Raw genomic sequence first — 16,351 nt, 5'->3', positions numbered from 1 at the left:
GTATTATCGTATGGTGCAAACGCGGACGGCGGCACTGCGATTGTGGTTGCGGGCACCGTGAAGCATGGAGTATGCTACAGGTGTCGGGAGGTGGCAAGATGTCTGGAGAAGCACAGGTTTCCGTGGAAGGTCGCGTGAGTTCTGCGCTCGTCGAGATTCGGGAAGCGATTCAGCAGGACGGCGGCGATGTGGAGTTTGTCTCTTATGACGGTGACACCAAAACGGTGTTTGTGAATTTGACGGGCGCGTGTGTGGGTTGCCCTGCAAGTATGATGACCCTGAAAATGGGTGTGGAACGCGCCATTAAGCACGCGGTTCCGGAAGTCGAGTTTGTCGAGGCCTACTGAGGCTTTCTGTGGAGACACAATTGAAGCTCTTTTGCAGATGCGTGGCACAACTGTGCCGCGTATTTGTGTTGGAGCGCTTGGCACTACACAGTATGCCTGATTCACAGGACAGAAACGAGGATCAGCGATGCGCGTTGATGTAGTTCAAAACGCCCTACGGATTCGTGTTGACGGCCGGTCTGCGGGGCAGGCGATTGACACACTGCTCACTTCGCAACTGTTCTTAGCGGACGGATTCGTGCGTAGTCTGTTCAGTGCAGGACGTGTACGAGCTGGGTCTGTTGCAGCCGTTCCGGGCGACATCCTGCGCCAAGGCCAGGTGGTCTGGCTACAAGGTGGAGTCGAAGAAGAGCCGCTTCCGATCCCGTTCAACAATGTCTCGCCGTTGAACGTGCTTTACGAAGATGACCACGCCCTCATCGCCAATAAGCCCGCTGGCGTCCTCGTCTACCCGGGGACTCCCGCAGATACGGACACGCTGTTGCAGCGGGTCGCGTCGTACTATGCAGAAACGGGACAGGAGCTGCGGGTGCGCCACGCGCACAGGCTGGACCGCGATACAACAGGTGCAGTGCTGTACGCCAAGCACGAGTACGCAGCGCGCAGTTTCGACCAACTGCTGCAGCAAGGACAGGTTCACCGCCGCTACCTTGCAGTAGTCGTCGGACGCTTGCCAACGCAACAGGGCGTAATCGACCAACCAATCGGACGCGACCGGCACGTCGCCGGGCGTTACAGGGTTTCGGCGACGGGGCGCACTGCACGCACGCATTACTCGGTACTGGCTGTCGCACAGGTGAATCGGCACCCGGTCAGTTTAGTCGAGTGTATGTTGGAGACTGGAAGGACACATCAAATCCGCGTACACCTAGCTTCGCTTGGTTGCCCGGTCGTTGGCGACGCGCTGTACGGCGCGCCTCGGACTGACAAGGATTTGCGAACTGAACACAGTCGGACGGCAGTGCTGATGACGCACGGACACGCCCTGCACGCTGTGGAACTCCGCTTTTGGCATCCCTACGAAGGCGAGTGGGTCTCTCAAGTCGCCCCGTTGCCGCAAGATTTTGTTCAACTGCTCGCTCTGACCGGACTCCCCCCGGTGTGAGACGCGGTCGACTTGCTCGAGGAGGGGGACTATGACAGAGGGTAGAAGGGTTTGGACAGTGACGGGACAAGTGATCATTCGCCTGGTTGTCGCGATCGCTAAACACGACACAGCGTCTCTGGCTGCCACGATTGCCTTTTACGCGTTCTTCTCGCTGTTCCCCCTCCTCGCGCTGATGATTTACGCAGCTTCTGTGTTGATTCCTACCGCTCACATTGGCTCAGTCGTATCTCAGATGTTGCGGCCGTATTTTCCGTCAATTCCGGCAGTTGATTTTCTCTCGCCGCTCAACCTCGGGCGGCTCGCTGACATCGGCGAACGTGTCGGGATTCTCAGTGTACTCACTCTATCGTGGTCCGCCACAAGTGGATTTATCGCCGTACAGCAGGCCATGGACGTGATCTGGGAAACGCACGAACAGCGCTCATTTCTAGGGCGCAGGCTGATGGGGTTTGGCATGCTGCTCGTGCTCCTGCTGTTCACGGTTGGCTCTGCCATCGCGATGGGGGTGACGCCTGTCGTGCAGCACAGCGCGATGCGACATCACGTCGCGGTTACGCCGCTGTTTTTGGTCATTCACGCAGTCTCCCGCGTCGTCTTTCCAATCTCGCTGTTCTTCGGCTGCTTGGTGTTCTACCGCTACTTGCCAAAACGAAACACACCCTGGCTGTACCTCCTGCCGGGTGCGTTTGTCGCAGCGCTGACCCTCGACCTCGGCCGGGCGCTGTTTGTGTCTTACGCCTCTCACCTCGGAAACTATGAGGTCGTATATGGGAGTTTAACGGCGGTCATGCTACTCGTCATCTGGATGTACATGGCGAGTATTCTCATGCTGTTTGGGGCAGAAGTCGCAGCTGCCATCGAACACGTCGTGGAATCCCACGCCAACCCAAGCTGAGCTCTTAGGCGGTCGTGGTTTGCACTTTTACCTGCGGTTCGACCGTCACGGAGACATTGCCGCGGATGGCAGTCGATACCATACATGCGTGCACTGCGTGCAGGGCGTACTTCCTGACCTGAGCTTCGTCTGACACCGACTCGAGTACAATCAGTGGATGGTGCTCGATGCGGTCAAAACGAAGGCCGTGGTCGTTGTCCACAAAGCCCCGAGATGACATATCAATCTGGGTATACTGAATGCCGCGATTGTCCAGGATGGTTCGCAGCGTGATGAGGTAACACCCTGCGGCAGCCGCCAAGAGCAGTTCTTCCGGGTTCGTGCCGACACCGGGTCCACCGAGACCCGCAGGGCTGCTGATGTCGAGCGTGAACCCTGAGCTCACCATGGTACCAATGCTGTCCGGATTACTGTCCCAGGTCGTCGCCACATTGTAGGTCAAGACTGTTCCCACTTGCGGTCTCTCCTTTTTTCAGGCACGCTGGAGCTGTGCAGGGTAAGTTCGGCCTCATTGTACCGCCACGGGAGAAATTTTTCCAGATTCGTTTGATAATTCGATGAGATGGAGGCGGTTTTATGGACGAAGTATTTCTCAAGGGAATGGAGTTTTTCGGGCGTCACGGTGTTATGCCAGAAGAGCAGGTGCTTGGACAGAGATTTGTGGTGCATATGCGAATGGAAGGTGACTATCGGGCAGCTAGCGAGTCTGACGAACTCGCGGAGGCGGTCGACTACGCACGTGTCTTTGAACGGGTGCGCGAGCGGGTTGAGGGCCCACCCGTTCGACTGTTAGAGCGTTTGGCTGCCTTGATTGCACAAGACGTACTCACGGATTGGCCGGCAGTAGCGCGTGTCAGTGTGCAAGTCGATAAACCCGGTGCTCCGATTGCTGGGGTATTTGCGACCGCAGGAGTGCGCGTGTCGCGAACACGTACAGATTAGGGCTTGGTCATCATCAGGGTTGCAATGACTCCGAGCAACACCACAGTAATGATGCCGACACACCAGTTGTTGATGCGCAACCGTTTTAACTCGTCGGTTGCGAGCAACTTCTTGCTTGAAGCGATTTTTTCCAATTCTTTCATCAGTGCGTAGCGAACCATCACGAACACCAACAAGTACAAACCGATCGACACAATCATCCAAGTCTGGCGCAGCATCTGCCAACTCGCGAAGTAGAGCAACCCGGCCCCGGTGACCCACAGTATCCAGTCTGCTGTTCGCTCGTACGGCTTGTAACGCTTGAGGAACCCGTTAACCTCTGCGACAGACTGAAGCCGGGGGATGCGGAAAAACACGCCTAACTTCGCTATCACGGCGGACACATGGACGACAATGAAGGGGACCAGCACTGCAGGCATGTGTTCTCCTCCTCAACGCTCAACTCTCTCCCACAAGGCATATCAGCGGACCACGCGGTACACCACACTCGCCGCGTAGTACAGCCAGGCTGTCGGACCAAACGACCAGACCAAGCGCCGTGCAGCGCGGGCAATCGGCTGGCGCCGCGCCTTTTCGTCAGACAGATACATGCCAATCAGCCCCAAGACGACGTGCTGATGGATCGCGCTGTGTCGTCCTAAATGCTTGGCCGCTGTCAAACTTTTGCTCGCGAACACCCGCAGCCGGTCAACTGCGGTTTTTTCTGAGGTGTAGCAGAGGATGAAGTTGAAGTCTCCTTCTCGACGATCTTCTTCAACATCAATCACGTAGTCAAGCAAAATGTGCAGCCCGCAAATCCATGGGAAGTAGCCCTGCACAATCTGCCGGCCGTCCTCAGCGAGGTCGCTTTGTGTTGTCAGCGAGGCCGTGATGAGCGCGAACATGCCCAAAGTCGATCCCGTTGCCGCAGCAAACTCCCACCACTCGATGTCTGGAAACTCCTGCCCGTACGCAGCAGCCCACGCTTCGAGACGGGCATGACGGTTTTGCGGGTCGATGTGCTTGATTTGCTGCAGTTCACAGTAGCGCTCGACGAACCACTCGACATGCGGTGCAATCAAGGGATAACGCCGCATCGAGGCGAGTTGAACCTGACACGTGTCGACGAGCGCGTCGAGGTATCCGCCGTCCTGAGTATTCGGGTGCAGCGCATAGTAGTCTTGATGTGGAGCATTAGGCCGAACTGCGTCGCGCATCGCGTGATGAAGCTGCCGGAAGTCACGCTCGTCGAGTACGTTCATGCGGTCACAGAGGTTGTCCAGGTAGTCACTGATTGTCTGTAGTGCGACGATGACCTCAACAATCTGTTCAGCCTGAGCGTTGTCTGCGGCTGCTGCAAACACGCAGCCTCCGTCGGCGTGGAAGCGTTTGTCCCGCAGACTCGCGAGGGCCTGCTGGCGCAACTCGGTGTCGGGGATACGACTAGCTTCTGTAGTCCAGTGTGACAGGGCGTGCCGTGCCTTTGGCAGGACAGTGCGAAACAGCCTGTACAGAAAACGCGACGGTTGGTTCGGACAGTCGTCTACGCCGAGTGGCCGTGCAGTCGATGCAAAATCCAAACGAACCCTCCTCGGAATGGGCGCCTCGGTGTGACCGTAGATCAACCGAGGCGCTACGGTCGTACGCTTAGTATAACCGCCATTCACTTTAACAACATCTTGCCGAGAGTCCCAGCGTAGTGCATGGCCTTTTTCCCGTTGCCGCCCTTAACGTACTTGCCTAGCGGAACCCCAAACATTGGACCGCCCGTCTGCCACGGCAGCCGTTCCCCTGGATTCAGTTCAAAGGGAATACGGATGCGGCCTGGCGCTTTACCGCCGCTGGATTTCTCCTTCGGCGCGCTCGGTTCTGCAGGTTGGGGTTCCGGCTTGGCGACCGCCGCTTTGCTGCCAGTGGACGGCGGTTGTCCCCATAGACCGCGCCGTCGACCACCATGGTGGACCATTGTGGCGAGCGCGCGGATCTTTTCGTCTTGTACGACGTCGAACGCGAGTGACCCGACCTTGATGAGTGTATTCATCTGCACAATTCCTCACCTCCTGACGACTTTTCTCTGCATGTTATGGCTGCGAGGGGAGGGGAGGATGGACGATTGTCCTCGGTCGGCACACGAGATGGGAGTGAGGTGGTATGATGGCAGGTAGGGGGATTTTTCGTCTTACGGTGGATCAGTTTACGGTTAAGGGAGAGGCCTATGATTTCAGCGGAGCAGTTGACGACTCTGTCGTATTTGCGAAGCGTACAATCGGCGTTGCTAGAGGCGGGGGATGAGGAGATAGCGAATCGCGTGGGTGACTTGTGCGCACGGTTCGAAACTCCTTCGCCACAAGTGATCGTAGCTTTTTGCGGCTTGTTTTCCGCAGGGAAGTCGAGTCTCTTGAACGCGCTCCTAGGCGGCGGTGCACTTGAAACCGGAGCAGTGCCAACGACATCAGAAGTCGCACAAGTTGCAATGCGGGACACTGAGGGACGCGTGCTGTTGTACGACACGCCGGGAATTGACTCGACCGACGAGGCACATCAAAGAGCGACCGAAGCAGTGTTACACAGGGCTGACGTTGTGGTGCTCGTCGCCGACTATCAGCATGTCGAAGCAGAGGCGAACCTGGAACTCGCACATACGCTGACATCAGAGGGCAAGCGTGTGTGGTTCGTAATTAATCAGGTCGATAAGCACTTGGACTTCGAACTTCCCTTTGAAGAGTTTCAAAGTGGTGTTGACCGAGCGCTGGAAACTTGGGAGATTGACGCGGAACAAGTGTTTTATACCTCTACGCGAAGTTCAGTCTACAATCAGTTCGCGATGCTGGAGAGGGCTGTGCGCGACCTTGGCGCCCACAGCGATGCGTGGGTCCGGGAGAGGGTTCTGAGATCGCTGCACGACCTTGTCGAACAGCACGTCGATAGCGTTCTGGCTGAACAACGCTTGGGCATCGACCTTCAAGTCCGCGAGGCCTTTGGCGTGATCCCGTATGATACCGCGGAAGCTGAGCAGTGGTGGGCTGACCTGGCCCGGGAAAAGCAAGCGCTAGAGACATCACTGCAGAGCGAACGTCATGCGATTTTGGCCCACCAGGAGGAACAGCGGCAAAACCTCGTCCGCGAAGTCGATTTGGCACAAATTGCTCCGTACGGGACAACCGAGCTTGGCCGTGCTTATATTGAGAGTTCGCGGCCAGGCTTTCGCAGCGGCTGGTTCAGCACTCAACAAAAAATAGAGAGCGAGCGAGCGCGTCGTCTGGAGAAGTTCGTAAACGACCTCGCAGACCGGACGCGAACATTCTTGGTTTGGCCGCTGCAAGGGCACCTTCGCGGCATGGTGCACGCGGCTGACTGGGCAGACGAAAAGTGGCTTGGCAGTGTGGACCGGGTAGATGTGGAAGTCAGTCTCGCAGAGTGCCAAAACCAGGTGAAAACCGGAGCACTCGTTTCACAGGAGTACTCGTACCAGTACGTAAAGGACGTTGTTGCAGGACTGAAACGACGCTTCAGCGCGAGACTAGGCGATTGGCTCGACGAGTGGTTTGCTGCAGAACTTGAGCAGCTCGACAAAGCTCAGGTCCAAAGAGCTGTTGACCTGGCAGAGGTGGAGCAGAAACACAGTGCTGTAGGGGCATGGCTGGAAGTCCAAACGGAGCGAGCACGACAAGTTGCAACGCTCTGCCAGACAGATGAGGAAAACCTACTCGCGAAACAGGGGGCGACCGATGAGCGAGCACACGACTACAACAGACAGAACTTGTCATGAAGCATCTCTTGGCCGCTTGGTGGATGAACTTGATGCGGCTCTGAACATCCTTGACGGCCTGTCTGAGGTTGAGCAGTGGCACAAGGAACTCGACGACGTCCGGCGGAGGATGCTCGATTCGCGCCGCTTGGTCGCAGTGTTTGGCGCATTTTCGGCGGGCAAGTCGTCACTCTTAAACGCCCTTCTGGAAGACCCATTATTGGCAGTATCACCGAATCCGACTACTGCAGCTGTGACTCGACTGACAGCGGATGAGGAAACGCAAGTCGTAGTGACAGCAAAGACTGTGGACGAACTCTGGGAGGATGTCGAAGACGCCCTGAATCAGGTGCACCGACCGGCTGCCACGATGGCGGAAGCACTCGACGTCGCCACAACACTAAAACTGCCGCAACTTCCCGTGCCGGCTCGCCGGCCGGCTGCTTTTCTGCAGGCTGTGGCCAGCGGTTATGCAGATATGCGCGAGCGACTGGGAACAAGCTGGCCTGTCTCGCGCGCGCAGCTGCGAGCCTATACAGCCGATGAACGGATCGCCTGTTTCCTCAAACAAGTCGACGTGAGTCATCCATCGACTCTGCTACAAGACGGGTTTGACATGGTGGACACGCCAGGCGTCGACTCTGTTCATCGGCGCCATACCGACGTTGCGTTCCGGTACATGAGTCGTGCGGACGCGATTATGTTTGTACTGTACTATACACACGCATTTTCACGAGCGGACAAAGATTTCCTGTTACAACTCGCTGGCGTGCAAGACGTGCTCAAGACAGACAAGCTGTTTGTCGTGATTAACGCAGTTGACCTGGCGGTTTCGGACGAAGAGCGAGCGGCCGTACGCGAGCGGGTTGAAAGCGAGCTGCGACAGGCTGGGATCAGACGCCCACGTGTGTTTGAAGTTTCCAGCCAGTTAGCGCTCGCTGGGGCGCAGCTCGCGATTAACCCCGACCAACCTCAGTTTCAGCAACTCGCGTCGCAACGGCTTGGCCTGGCTGCTGGTGAGACACTCCCTGAGGGTCAAGCACTTCTCGCTCGGTCAGGTGTCCCGGAGCTGGCGGAGTCCCTGAGAAGCGTCTCTGAGGAGAATCGGCTGGAATTGGCACAGAGCGCTGTAGGCCGAGTGCTCGGTCAGGTCGGGCGGCAAGTCCACGCTCGCTGGTTGACTGTGCGCAAGAACCGGGAAACTGACGAAGCAGCCAGAGCACAGCGCGCACAAGCCTGTTCCCAGCTTAACACCCGCCTTTTGACGCTGCGCAGTCAGGTCGCAGAAGGTTCAAGTGAGATTGAGAGGTCACTGGCCGCTGGTTGGGATGAACTGTCGTTTCACGCCGGCGAGCGCATTCGCCTGCGGTTGGGGGAATTGTTTCGCGAGGCCTTTCACCCGGGCCGTTTCCGTGACAGTGGCCGGATTCGGGAGGCGTTGATGGACGCTGCAGCTGAATTGGCGACCACATTGTCGCGCCAGGTTGACTTGGAGGCGCGCACTTTCGCCTTGCGAATCAAGCGTCAGACGGCGGACGCACTGTCTAGGTGGCGGGACACACTGCAAGTCGAACTTGACGAGGTCGGCGGGGGAGCGATTGCTGTTGCACAGGAGCCAGAACGTGACGACAGTGCAGTTCAAACTGAGTTTGCAGTTGTCGATGCGCGCGCCTTCGTCCCAGCCTTCACTCACTTTAAATCCGCTCGGCAGTTTTTCGAGGGCGAAGGGCAGCAGACGATGAGAGTCGATGTCGAGGAGATTGCGACACAGGAAATCCGCGCAGAATTGGGGCGGATTTTGCAGCACGTCACCGACGCAAAACGCCAACACTGGCGAACGGGGGCTGCTGACATCATTGACACTGCCATGGCAGAGTTGTCCCTGCATTTGTCGACGACAACCTCAGAGCTGTCGGAGGAAGGACTTGCTGCCTGGCAGCACGCTGACGAGTGGTTTACACAGTATCGCCAGGCATAGGGTGACGGCGCAGGGTGACCATTTGCCCTTTGCGCTCTGTGGGTGATCAGGTATGATGAGAGACATATAGGTTGGGGGGAGGGATACGCATGGCACGCTGGCGGCAAGACTTTGACGATTGGGATTTCCAGTCCTCGCGCAGGCGAAGCGGACGGTCCGGTGCGGTCGCGGTCGGCGTCGTCCTGTTCGTCCTCGGTATGGTAGTCGGTGGAGGCTTTGAGGCGCATGTCCTGCAAAGTTTGCAGTTGCCTCCACAAGAACAGGTCCTTTCCGGCCCGACAGGGACAACCGCTGCTGTTACGACTTCCGGTGGTGCGGTCAATGCCGTCGCAATCTACAAGGCGGCGCGTCCAAGCATCTTTACAATCACTGTTGTAACTGGAGCAAATAGCAAAAATGGTCCGACTGAAGACATTGGCACCGGCTTTTTGATCAACAACGCCGGCGACCTCGCCACGAACAACCACGTCGTAAATGGTCAAAAACATGTGACAGTAACTGGCGTAAGCGGCACTTATCAAGGCACAGTGGTCGGCACGGACCCGCTTGATGACCTTGCTGTTGTGCACATCAATCCGCCCAAGGGTGTTCAGCCGTTGTCGCTCGGAACTGCAACAACCCTTCTGCCAGGGCAACCGGTCGTGGCCATCGGAAACCCGTTCCAGTTAACTGCGACCATCACTGAAGGCATCGTCAGCGGTTTGAACCGTTCGATGCCGTCTCAGAGTGGACGCGAGATGAGCGGGCTAATCCAAACTGACGCAGCACTGAATCCGGGGAACTCCGGTGGACCACTGTTTAATGCCGCTGGCCAAGTGGTGGGAATTAACACGGCAATTGAAAGCCCCGTACAAGGTTTTGTCGGTATCGGTTTCGCGATTCCGATTGACCGATTCAGGAGACTCCTGCCGCAGTTGCTAAAGGGGCAGACCATTGCGCATCCGTGGCTCGGTATTCAAGCTGTGAATATTGACCCCGGTCTTCAAGCGCAGTTTAAGCTCCCGGTCGGGCAAGGCATTCTGGTCATATCAACGGTGAAGAATGGCCCTGCGGCGAAAGCCGGACTGCACGGCGACACCGGCGGCAGCAACAATCCGGTTGGAGACGGGGACATCATCACGGCGATGAACGGCAAACCCGTCACGAGTGTCGCACAGTTGACGGCGGATATTTCTCAATACGCCGTCGGAGACGTCGTCCACCTCGACATCTTGCGACACGGCAAGAAGATGACACTCAACGTGACGCTCGGCGCTTGGAAAATCCCCTGATGCGGCCGAACAGCAGCAGCACGGCGAGGACAACCGCGGCGATGAGCGTCAGCCACATGCCGTAGACGAGAGCCTGCGGCCGGTAGTGCAAAGTAATCTGGTGGTTGCCCGCAGGCACTCGGACTCCGGTTAAAAAGCCCCCAATCATAGCGACTTGTGCTGGACGGCCATTCACAGTGGCCGTCCAGTTTGGATCGTACATCTGCGACAGGACGAACCACCCACCCGTCGCCCCGGACGTGTCCCACACTTGCTGGTTCGGTGACCACTGTACCAGTTTCGTTCGATCTTTCGATGCCAAACCAGGCGCCCGGGAGTCGGGTGTGACCCAGGCTGCGCGAAGCGGATTGGGGTTTTTCCAAACCCATACATGCGGCGTCTCGTACACCACTTTCCAGGCCGGCGGAGCCAAGGTCTGGTTAATCTTGACCGGGGCAGCCTGCACTGTAAACCCGTTCACTTGCAGGGAGTTAATCGTGATCGACTGCGCTCGGTTTTCGTCCTTGATGCGCACCTTGGTCGGCGTGTTGCGCGGCCAACCAGCAGGGATTGCCACCACATAGGTGCCATTTGCGGAACCGCTCACAGTCTGCGAGAGTGCCTGTGTGCCACTTTCGAGCGTGACCGAGAAAATCGGTACATTGACAGAAGTCCACGGAGATGAAACGGAAATCGCCAGAGATGAAGGGCCAGACGGTAGTTTTGCAATTGTGTCAGACCAACTCTCCGGGGCGTACGAGACCATCGGCAAAACGGCATCACCAGGCGCAGTTGTGACGTATTTGACGTCTAGCCAGTTGAACACCGAGAGCGGCTGAGCCAGCATGGTCGTGTCATCCCAGGTTAAGTTTGCGGTACTGGTGTACCACTGCGGGACCAGTGAGTCTTCACCGTTTAGGGCAGGGATGCGATCAGTCAGAACTCGGTCCTGGGACAGGCTGGACTGGTCTAGTGCTGCGAATCGTTCAAATGGGTACGGGTTGTTCGGACTCCCCAGGAGGCGTTTTTGCAAATACACAGCTGCAGGGGACTCGTATGTATAGCCGGACAAGCGGTGGAGGACAAGTGTAGACATCGAGACGCCTTGCATCATTGCGTCCGCGACCATAAGGACAGCGAGGGTGCCGGCGACCACCTTGGGATTCCGTACGGCACGCAAGTTTTGCCAGGGCACGGAGAGACAAAGAACAGCTATACCAACAAGGACGCCGAGCACGACCCAATAGGCTGGGGCGGGGGCAAGGCGCAGGGGACCAAACAGTCGCACCGCAGTCAGAATTGCGGCGTAGCCCAAGGCGACAAATCCCGTGATGGTCCGAAGCCGTTTGTTGCCTCGCCACAACTGGACAATGCCAATGGCTGCGAGAACACAGATCAAAATGTCAGCCAGTCCGGTGTACCGAGCAGGTACGCGAAAGAAGTTAAAACCGGGGACATCCGTGAGGATATACTTGAGAAAGGTGTGATAGCCTTCCGCGAGTGCAGTAAAGAACACGGCCGACAAAAATAAAAACACTGTCGATGGAATCCGCCGAAATTCGCTGAACGGCACTGCGGTCGCCAGAGTCAACGAGATGACTCCAACATACGGAAAGTACTCCCAGTAGACGCCAACGTGAAACAGTTTGAGGTAAGCCGGAGCCGAAAAAGCGATACCTGTGTAGCCTCCGCCAGTGGGGAACGGACTGAGGAACTGGATTAAACCGCTGATTGGAAGCGTGCCTAGCAACAAAAATGAAGAGTTGACACCCACTCGGTCTGAGTAGTTCACAAGGTCGAGTGTAGGGGCCCATTGGAGAGCGGACAGCCCAAGTCCGAGCATGACCCCTAGAATGGGATACAGCAAGTGGCGAAGTCCGACTCGCCAAGCCTTTGCACGGACCGCGTGGTACACGCTGTAATATATCGCGTACAGAGCGATCATCAGACATAAGTAGAAGGTCACCTGTGGGTGACCTGCGTAAATCTCCATGGCGAAGAACACACCGAAGAGACCGATATTTAATCTGGTCGGCCGGTCGAGAATGCGTTGCAAAAAGAGAAGGCACAACGGAATCCACGTGAACGCGTCAAACATTTGGGTATGAATCTCGTGGCCGAGCAAAAACCCGCATGTGATGAACGCGAGGGCCCCTGCGAAACTCGCCAACTTATGTTTGGTCACACGCCACAACAACGCATACATACCGATGGAACCGAGCAACTCGTGGAACAAATACGAGACCTTCATCGCGGTTGGCAGGGGGAGGAGTAAGAACACTACATTTGGCAGATAAAACGGTCCGGATTGTCCTGCAGCGAGGAAGGGTTGCCCTGCAAAATTGAATGGGTTCCAAAGCGGCAGGTGGCCGTGCTGATAAAACCACGCCAATAGACCGCGTTGGGGGGCATTCAACTGCTGCAAATCGTCGAGAGCCATCGGTTCGCTTGACAACCAGGTAGGATAGGCGAGTGCAGTCGCCACGGCAAGCATAAATACTGTGGATACATGTGAGGTGAGGCGCTTGCGCCAAACTGCCTTCAACGTCATCGGTCTCGCGTCACTCCTACAATCAGATGAACTGCCCGTTTCCTTTGCGGGCAGGTCATGGTGTGGTTGATGTTGGCGAAGGCCGCGTGGGTGAGAAGGCGGCTTTCCCTAAACTTCGGCCGCCATCCAGCACAAGGATTTCCCCAGTTAAGTACGTGTTCTCTGCAGATGTCAGCCACCCCATCGCTCGTGCTACTTCTTCTTTTGTCCCCAATCTGCCGCCGGGGATACTCCTCAACACTTGCTGATACGCTGTCTCTGTGGGCCACAGCTGTGTCGCGGCTCCGGTGTCAGCGATTGGCCCAGGTGCGATCGCGTTGACGCGAATTTGGTGTTCTGCCCATTCGACTGCAAGTGTCTTCGTCATGGCAACGACGCCTGCTTTTGCTGCTGCAGAATGGACAACCATGGGGCCGCCAGTCCATGCGTAGGATGCGACGACGTTCAATATGACACCGGGATGCTTGGCCGCGATGAGAGCCCGACCGAACGCCCGGGAGTAAAAGAAAGTGCCGTTGAGGACAATCTGAACGACCGCATTCCAACCGTTTGTAGACAAATCCTCTGCGCGGCATGGAAAATTGCCCGCGGCGTTGTTCACGAGAACATCCAGGTGGCCATACGCATCCATTACGTCGCTGACCACAGTGTCTGCCTGGTCAGCATCACGCACGTCAGCACTGTACCGGCGTATGTGGGTGTCCGCCTCGATGTTTGTCCAACCCAAGCCATTTGCGAGGCGATGAGTTGCTTGCTCCAACTTTTCGGGGGATCGGCCGAGTAATGCAACTCGACCGCCAGTCTCTAAGAAGTGTGCTGCGTAAGCTTCACCGATGCCACTACTACCGCCGGTAATGAGTGCTATACGCCCCGTGTTCAATGCACCGCCCCCGTTCCTCTGCCGTTCTGTAACGTGTACGGTGGCTCTATCATATCACGTGCGCCGTGCGCTTGCGTATTTGCCGACGCGGCTGCCTTAGTGAACAAGCGCCTGTAAGACGCGACCAAGCGCACTCGGGGTGACGTACGTATGTTGGGAGACGAGCGCAATCATGCGAAGAGGAAACTGATGAGTGCGGTACAGAGTGCAGACGACGGAGCGTCGACCGTGAATGTTGATGTGCACGAGGTGAGTTTGAATGTTTGTCGTCGATGGTACACGTTCTTTCAGCGGCCTTGCCTGACTCAGTAAATTGAGCAGTTGAAGGACTTGCCCGCGTTGTGTCACAGTGACAAACGCCGAACGCGGAACGCGGACTCCGCTAGTCTGTCCGGGCTTGACCACAACGCTGTCAACGGCGGCAACCGGGATATTCTGTCCGAAGACGTGAAACGTTCGCTGTCCACTCCAGACGTCAAACCCAATGGCTGCCGCGACGACGATAACGAGTAAGATTGGCAACGTCGCTAGTCGCCGCCGCGGATGTTCCACGTGGCCAGGTCTGTCAACCGGTTGTCCGAGCCTGCTGGACCGGGTTCGCTTCACTTGTCTGCCTCCTCAGGCCTTCAAGGGGACCTGGAGCGTTACTGTCGCGTACTTCAAATGCAATTGTTTTGCTAGGCTCAAAATATGCGGAGCAGAGGTGAGTTGATTCATTTCACTGTACAGTGATTCGTTCGCACTCTGGGCTGCTGTAACTCGGGACTGCAACAAACTGACACTCTGATTCAGTTGCGCGACTTGTGCACCTTGAGAAGCTAGACCCCACAACGCCGCCGTGCACAGAGCGATGGCCAAGAGAGTCATTCTGCGCTGCCGCGACTGTTCTGCGATAGACGCTTTCACACGGGTGGAGCGACCGGCATGCAATTCAGCAAAATATCGATCGGCCCCTAGAGTGCTCTGTTCCGTGTTTTCCTCAGTCAGCGTTTCTGCTGCCCCCGCGCTTCCCATGGTCCCGTCAGGATGTAGCGCAACCGTCTCGACACTCGACATACTCCTTACCCCCGTTCCTAGCTGATGCTTGCATCACCCATCTCCAGATGCTGTGGGACTACCTCTTGCTCGGTCGGCGTCTCGGGTAACACCGGCTGTTGGAAGTTCTTCTTCAAGCGGCCAGAGGTCGTCAACAGATGTCCGCAGCAGTCGCGCGATCCTCTGTGCGGTGCGCAGGGTTGGAAGCGTTTTTCCATGCACAATCAGATTGAGCGCTGGCGCGGTTACCCCCACACGCTTCGCCACCCACGTCTGCTTCAGTCCGTTGTCGTCCAGGACCTGCTTTAGCACTGTCTTGTGCATATTTGTCACCCTAAATGTCAATTCGTGAAGAAAGATTTCTTTCCTGCTGAAATAAGAAAAATTATGATGAAATACGTCGAAAATTAAGTATGACTTAATATCGGACCGCATATACAGGTGCCGAAGGTCGAGAAGACGGTGGTGGACTTCTACGAGGTCAACGAGTACATCCGCGACAACATTGGCCGCCACATCACGGTCATCGGCGCCTGCGCCGATGCGCCGATGCGCCGATGCGCCGATGCGCCGATGCGCCGATGCGCCGATGCGCCGATGCGCCGATGCGCCGATGCGCCGATGCGCCGATGCGCCGATGCGCCGATGCGCCTACGGTCGGGATCGCGATCGAACTCGGCTACGATGTAGGCTTTGGTCCACGCACCCTGGCGCCGGAGGTCGCATCCTTCATCGTGGAGGAGGTCATTCGGCGCGGGCTGGCGTAGGAAGCGGAAGTTGCGCTGCAGCGGGCTTGGCGTTGCAGTATCGGGGCGGTCGCCCGCGCGCGGCGGCCTGGCAGTATGGGTCGGTGGAGCACGCTGCAGCGGGCTTAGTCTGGAAGTTGCGCTGGGGCAGGACCGTGCCGGAGCGAACCGTGCCGGAGCGAACCGTGCGGGGGCGAACCGTGCGCCGGGCCGTGCGCCGGGATCTCGATATGGGTTGGGGGCTCAACCACACAGGCGTCGCTAATCGTTGCGGAGTTGCGTGGTCCCGGCCGTGGGCGATGGGCCGTGGGCGATGGGCCGTGGGCAAGTAACAGTGCGCAAAATGATCGCTGAGGACGGCGGAAGCTGAGATTTGGTGGAATTAACGCTCATATAGTGCGCTGTGACATCTAGAATGGGCAGAATCAGGCCTTTTTACGAATATAGCGTACTTTTTGATCACGAAACCATCGAATTATGTCACCTTCGGCGTCTTAGCGTCCAATTTGACCGTTGCAACTCAAACTCTGCATAGCGTCCATTTTGATCACGACCGTCACGCCCAGCGCGACAGTCAAGTGACAGTGCGCAAAATGATCGCTGAGGACAGCGGAAGCTGAGTTTTGGGGGAATTAACGCTCATATAGTGCGCTGTGACGAGTAGAATCGGCAGAATCAGGCCTTTTTACGAATACAGCGCACTTTTTGATCACGAAACTATCGAGTTATGTCACCTTCGGCGTCTTAGCGTACAATTTGACCGTTGCAACTCTGCACAGCGTCCATTTTGATCACGACCGTCACACCGAGCGCGACTGCCAAGTCACAGTGCGCAAAATGATCGCTGCGGACGGCGGAAGCTGAGTTTTGGGGGAATTAACGCTCATATAGT

Annotated in this window: 18 protein-coding genes; 9 read left to right on the top strand and 9 right to left on the bottom strand. The window is 56.9% G+C overall.

Annotated features, from left to right (window positions below; genetic code table 11):
• Positions 1–98: 98 nt before the first annotated feature.
• The 3 genes from JC200_RS05835 (at position 99) to JC200_RS05825 (ending at position 2,350) form a co-directional block, all read left to right on the top strand.
• Positions 99–347 (top strand): NifU family protein, encoded by a 249-nt coding sequence (locus JC200_RS05835; RefSeq protein ID WP_274435255.1) that lies wholly within the window; start codon positions 99–101, stop codon positions 345–347.
• Positions 348–474: 127 nt separating this feature from the next.
• Positions 475–1,452, top strand: coding sequence for an RluA family pseudouridine synthase (locus JC200_RS05830; protein ID WP_274435254.1), 978 nt, complete (start codon positions 475–477; stop codon positions 1,450–1,452).
• A gap of 31 nt (positions 1,453–1,483) precedes the next feature.
• Positions 1,484–2,350, top strand: coding sequence for a YihY/virulence factor BrkB family protein (locus tag JC200_RS05825; RefSeq protein WP_274435252.1), 867 nt, complete (start codon positions 1,484–1,486; stop codon positions 2,348–2,350).
• Positions 2,351–2,354: 4 nt separating this feature from the next.
• Here the strand turns inward: JC200_RS05825 and JC200_RS05820 are convergent, their stop codons facing one another.
• Positions 2,355–2,804, bottom strand: a complete 450-nt coding sequence (locus JC200_RS05820) for an OsmC family protein (RefSeq protein WP_274435251.1) — start codon at positions 2,802–2,804, stop codon at positions 2,355–2,357.
• 122 nt (positions 2,805–2,926) lie between these two features.
• Here JC200_RS05820 and folB point away from each other — a divergent pair, with 122 nt between their 5' ends.
• Positions 2,927–3,292 (top strand): dihydroneopterin aldolase, encoded by a 366-nt coding sequence (gene folB / locus JC200_RS05815; RefSeq protein ID WP_274435250.1) that lies wholly within the window; start codon positions 2,927–2,929, stop codon positions 3,290–3,292.
• On the opposite strand, the gene JC200_RS05810 is transcribed toward folB, so the two are convergent.
• The 3 genes from JC200_RS05810 to JC200_RS05800 form a co-directional block, all read right to left on the bottom strand.
• A complete protein-coding gene (locus JC200_RS05810) occupies positions 3,289–3,711 on the bottom strand; it encodes a DUF2269 family protein (protein ID WP_274435249.1) in 423 nt (140 codons plus the stop codon). The genes folB and JC200_RS05810 overlap by 4 nt on opposite strands.
• 42 nt (positions 3,712–3,753) lie before the next feature.
• On the bottom strand, positions 3,754–4,851 hold the full coding sequence (locus JC200_RS05805) for a tetraprenyl-beta-curcumene synthase family protein (protein ID WP_274435248.1): 1,098 nt from the start codon (positions 4,849–4,851) through the stop codon (positions 3,754–3,756).
• A gap of 83 nt (positions 4,852–4,934) precedes the next feature.
• The gene (locus JC200_RS05800; RefSeq protein ID WP_443111901.1) at positions 4,935–5,312 is read right to left on the bottom strand and encodes a hypothetical protein; all 378 of its coding nucleotides are present in this window, start codon (positions 5,310–5,312) and stop codon (positions 4,935–4,937) included.
• 174 nt (positions 5,313–5,486) lie between these two features.
• Between JC200_RS05800 and JC200_RS05795 the strand changes: the two genes are divergently transcribed.
• The 3 genes from JC200_RS05795 (at position 5,487) to JC200_RS05785 (ending at position 10,268) form a co-directional block, all read left to right on the top strand.
• The gene (locus tag JC200_RS05795) at positions 5,487–7,040 is read left to right on the top strand and encodes a dynamin family protein (protein WP_274435245.1); all 1,554 of its coding nucleotides are present in this window, start codon (positions 5,487–5,489) and stop codon (positions 7,038–7,040) included.
• On the top strand, positions 7,000–8,997 hold the full coding sequence (locus JC200_RS05790) for a dynamin family protein (protein ID WP_274435244.1): 1,998 nt from the start codon (positions 7,000–7,002) through the stop codon (positions 8,995–8,997). Before JC200_RS05795 ends, JC200_RS05790 begins: the two co-directional genes overlap by 41 nt.
• A gap of 89 nt (positions 8,998–9,086) precedes the next feature.
• Positions 9,087–10,268 (top strand): S1C family serine protease, encoded by a 1,182-nt coding sequence (locus JC200_RS05785; RefSeq protein ID WP_274435243.1) that lies wholly within the window; start codon positions 9,087–9,089, stop codon positions 10,266–10,268.
• On the opposite strand, the gene JC200_RS05780 is transcribed toward JC200_RS05785, so the two are convergent.
• The 5 genes from JC200_RS05780 to JC200_RS05760 form a co-directional block, all read right to left on the bottom strand.
• Positions 10,234–12,798 carry a YfhO family protein gene (locus JC200_RS05780; RefSeq protein WP_274435241.1) on the bottom strand — a complete coding sequence of 855 codons (2,565 nt, stop codon included), beginning with the start codon at positions 12,796–12,798 and terminating at the stop codon, positions 10,234–10,236. The two genes, JC200_RS05785 and JC200_RS05780, sit on opposite strands and share 35 nt — an antisense overlap.
• Positions 12,799–12,853: 55 nt before the next feature.
• On the bottom strand, positions 12,854–13,678 hold the full coding sequence (locus JC200_RS05775) for an SDR family oxidoreductase (RefSeq protein ID WP_274435240.1): 825 nt from the start codon (positions 13,676–13,678) through the stop codon (positions 12,854–12,856).
• 96 nt (positions 13,679–13,774) lie between these two features.
• Complete coding sequence (locus JC200_RS05770; RefSeq protein WP_274435239.1) at positions 13,775–14,284, bottom strand: hypothetical protein; 510 nt, start codon at positions 14,282–14,284, stop codon at positions 13,775–13,777.
• 12 nt (positions 14,285–14,296) lie between these two features.
• Positions 14,297–14,734, bottom strand: a complete 438-nt coding sequence (locus JC200_RS05765) for a hypothetical protein (protein ID WP_274435238.1) — start codon at positions 14,732–14,734, stop codon at positions 14,297–14,299.
• Between the two features lie 33 nt (positions 14,735–14,767).
• Complete coding sequence (locus JC200_RS05760) at positions 14,768–15,037, bottom strand: helix-turn-helix transcriptional regulator (RefSeq protein WP_274435237.1); 270 nt, start codon at positions 15,035–15,037, stop codon at positions 14,768–14,770.
• Positions 15,038–15,154: 117 nt separating this feature from the next.
• Between JC200_RS05760 and JC200_RS05755 the strand changes: the two genes are divergently transcribed.
• Both JC200_RS05755 and JC200_RS05750 read left to right on the top strand, forming a co-directional pair.
• Positions 15,155–15,403: a hypothetical protein gene (locus JC200_RS05755; protein ID WP_274435236.1), complete on the top strand. Its 249-nt coding sequence runs from the start codon at positions 15,155–15,157 to the stop codon at positions 15,401–15,403.
• A 109-nt stretch (positions 15,404–15,512) separates the two neighbouring features.
• Complete coding sequence (locus JC200_RS05750) at positions 15,513–15,791, top strand: hypothetical protein (RefSeq protein ID WP_274435235.1); 279 nt, start codon at positions 15,513–15,515, stop codon at positions 15,789–15,791.
• The last annotated feature ends 560 nt before the right edge of the window (positions 15,792–16,351 follow it).

It is taken from the genome of Alicyclobacillus sp. ALC3 (assembly GCF_028751195.1).
GTDB lineage: Bacteria > Bacillota > Bacilli > Alicyclobacillales > Alicyclobacillaceae > Alicyclobacillus_L.
Note: the sequence above shows the minus strand (reverse complement) of the source record. Positions and strands in the feature narration are given on the sequence as shown.

Coding starts and splice junctions, on each gene's coding strand:
- JC200_RS05800 (WP_443111901.1), bottom strand. CDS start 5,312: ATGAATACACTCATCAAGGTCGGGTCACTCGCGTTCGACGTCGTACAA.
- JC200_RS05830 (WP_274435254.1), top strand. CDS start 475: ATGCGCGTTGATGTAGTTCAAAACGCCCTACGGATTCGTGTTGACGGC.
- JC200_RS05790 (WP_274435244.1), top strand. CDS start 7,000: ATGAGCGAGCACACGACTACAACAGACAGAACTTGTCATGAAGCATCT.
- folB (WP_274435250.1), top strand. CDS start 2,927: ATGGACGAAGTATTTCTCAAGGGAATGGAGTTTTTCGGGCGTCACGGT.
- JC200_RS05760 (WP_274435237.1), bottom strand. CDS start 15,037: ATGCACAAGACAGTGCTAAAGCAGGTCCTGGACGACAACGGACTGAAG.
- JC200_RS05765 (WP_274435238.1), bottom strand. CDS start 14,734: ATGTCGAGTGTCGAGACGGTTGCGCTACATCCTGACGGGACCATGGGA.
- JC200_RS05810 (WP_274435249.1), bottom strand. CDS start 3,711: ATGCCTGCAGTGCTGGTCCCCTTCATTGTCGTCCATGTGTCCGCCGTG.
- JC200_RS05825 (WP_274435252.1), top strand. CDS start 1,484: ATGACAGAGGGTAGAAGGGTTTGGACAGTGACGGGACAAGTGATCATT.
- JC200_RS05780 (WP_274435241.1), bottom strand. CDS start 12,798: ATGACGTTGAAGGCAGTTTGGCGCAAGCGCCTCACCTCACATGTATCC.
- JC200_RS05835 (WP_274435255.1), top strand. CDS start 99: ATGTCTGGAGAAGCACAGGTTTCCGTGGAAGGTCGCGTGAGTTCTGCG.
- JC200_RS05795 (WP_274435245.1), top strand. CDS start 5,487: ATGATTTCAGCGGAGCAGTTGACGACTCTGTCGTATTTGCGAAGCGTA.
- JC200_RS05785 (WP_274435243.1), top strand. CDS start 9,087: ATGGCACGCTGGCGGCAAGACTTTGACGATTGGGATTTCCAGTCCTCG.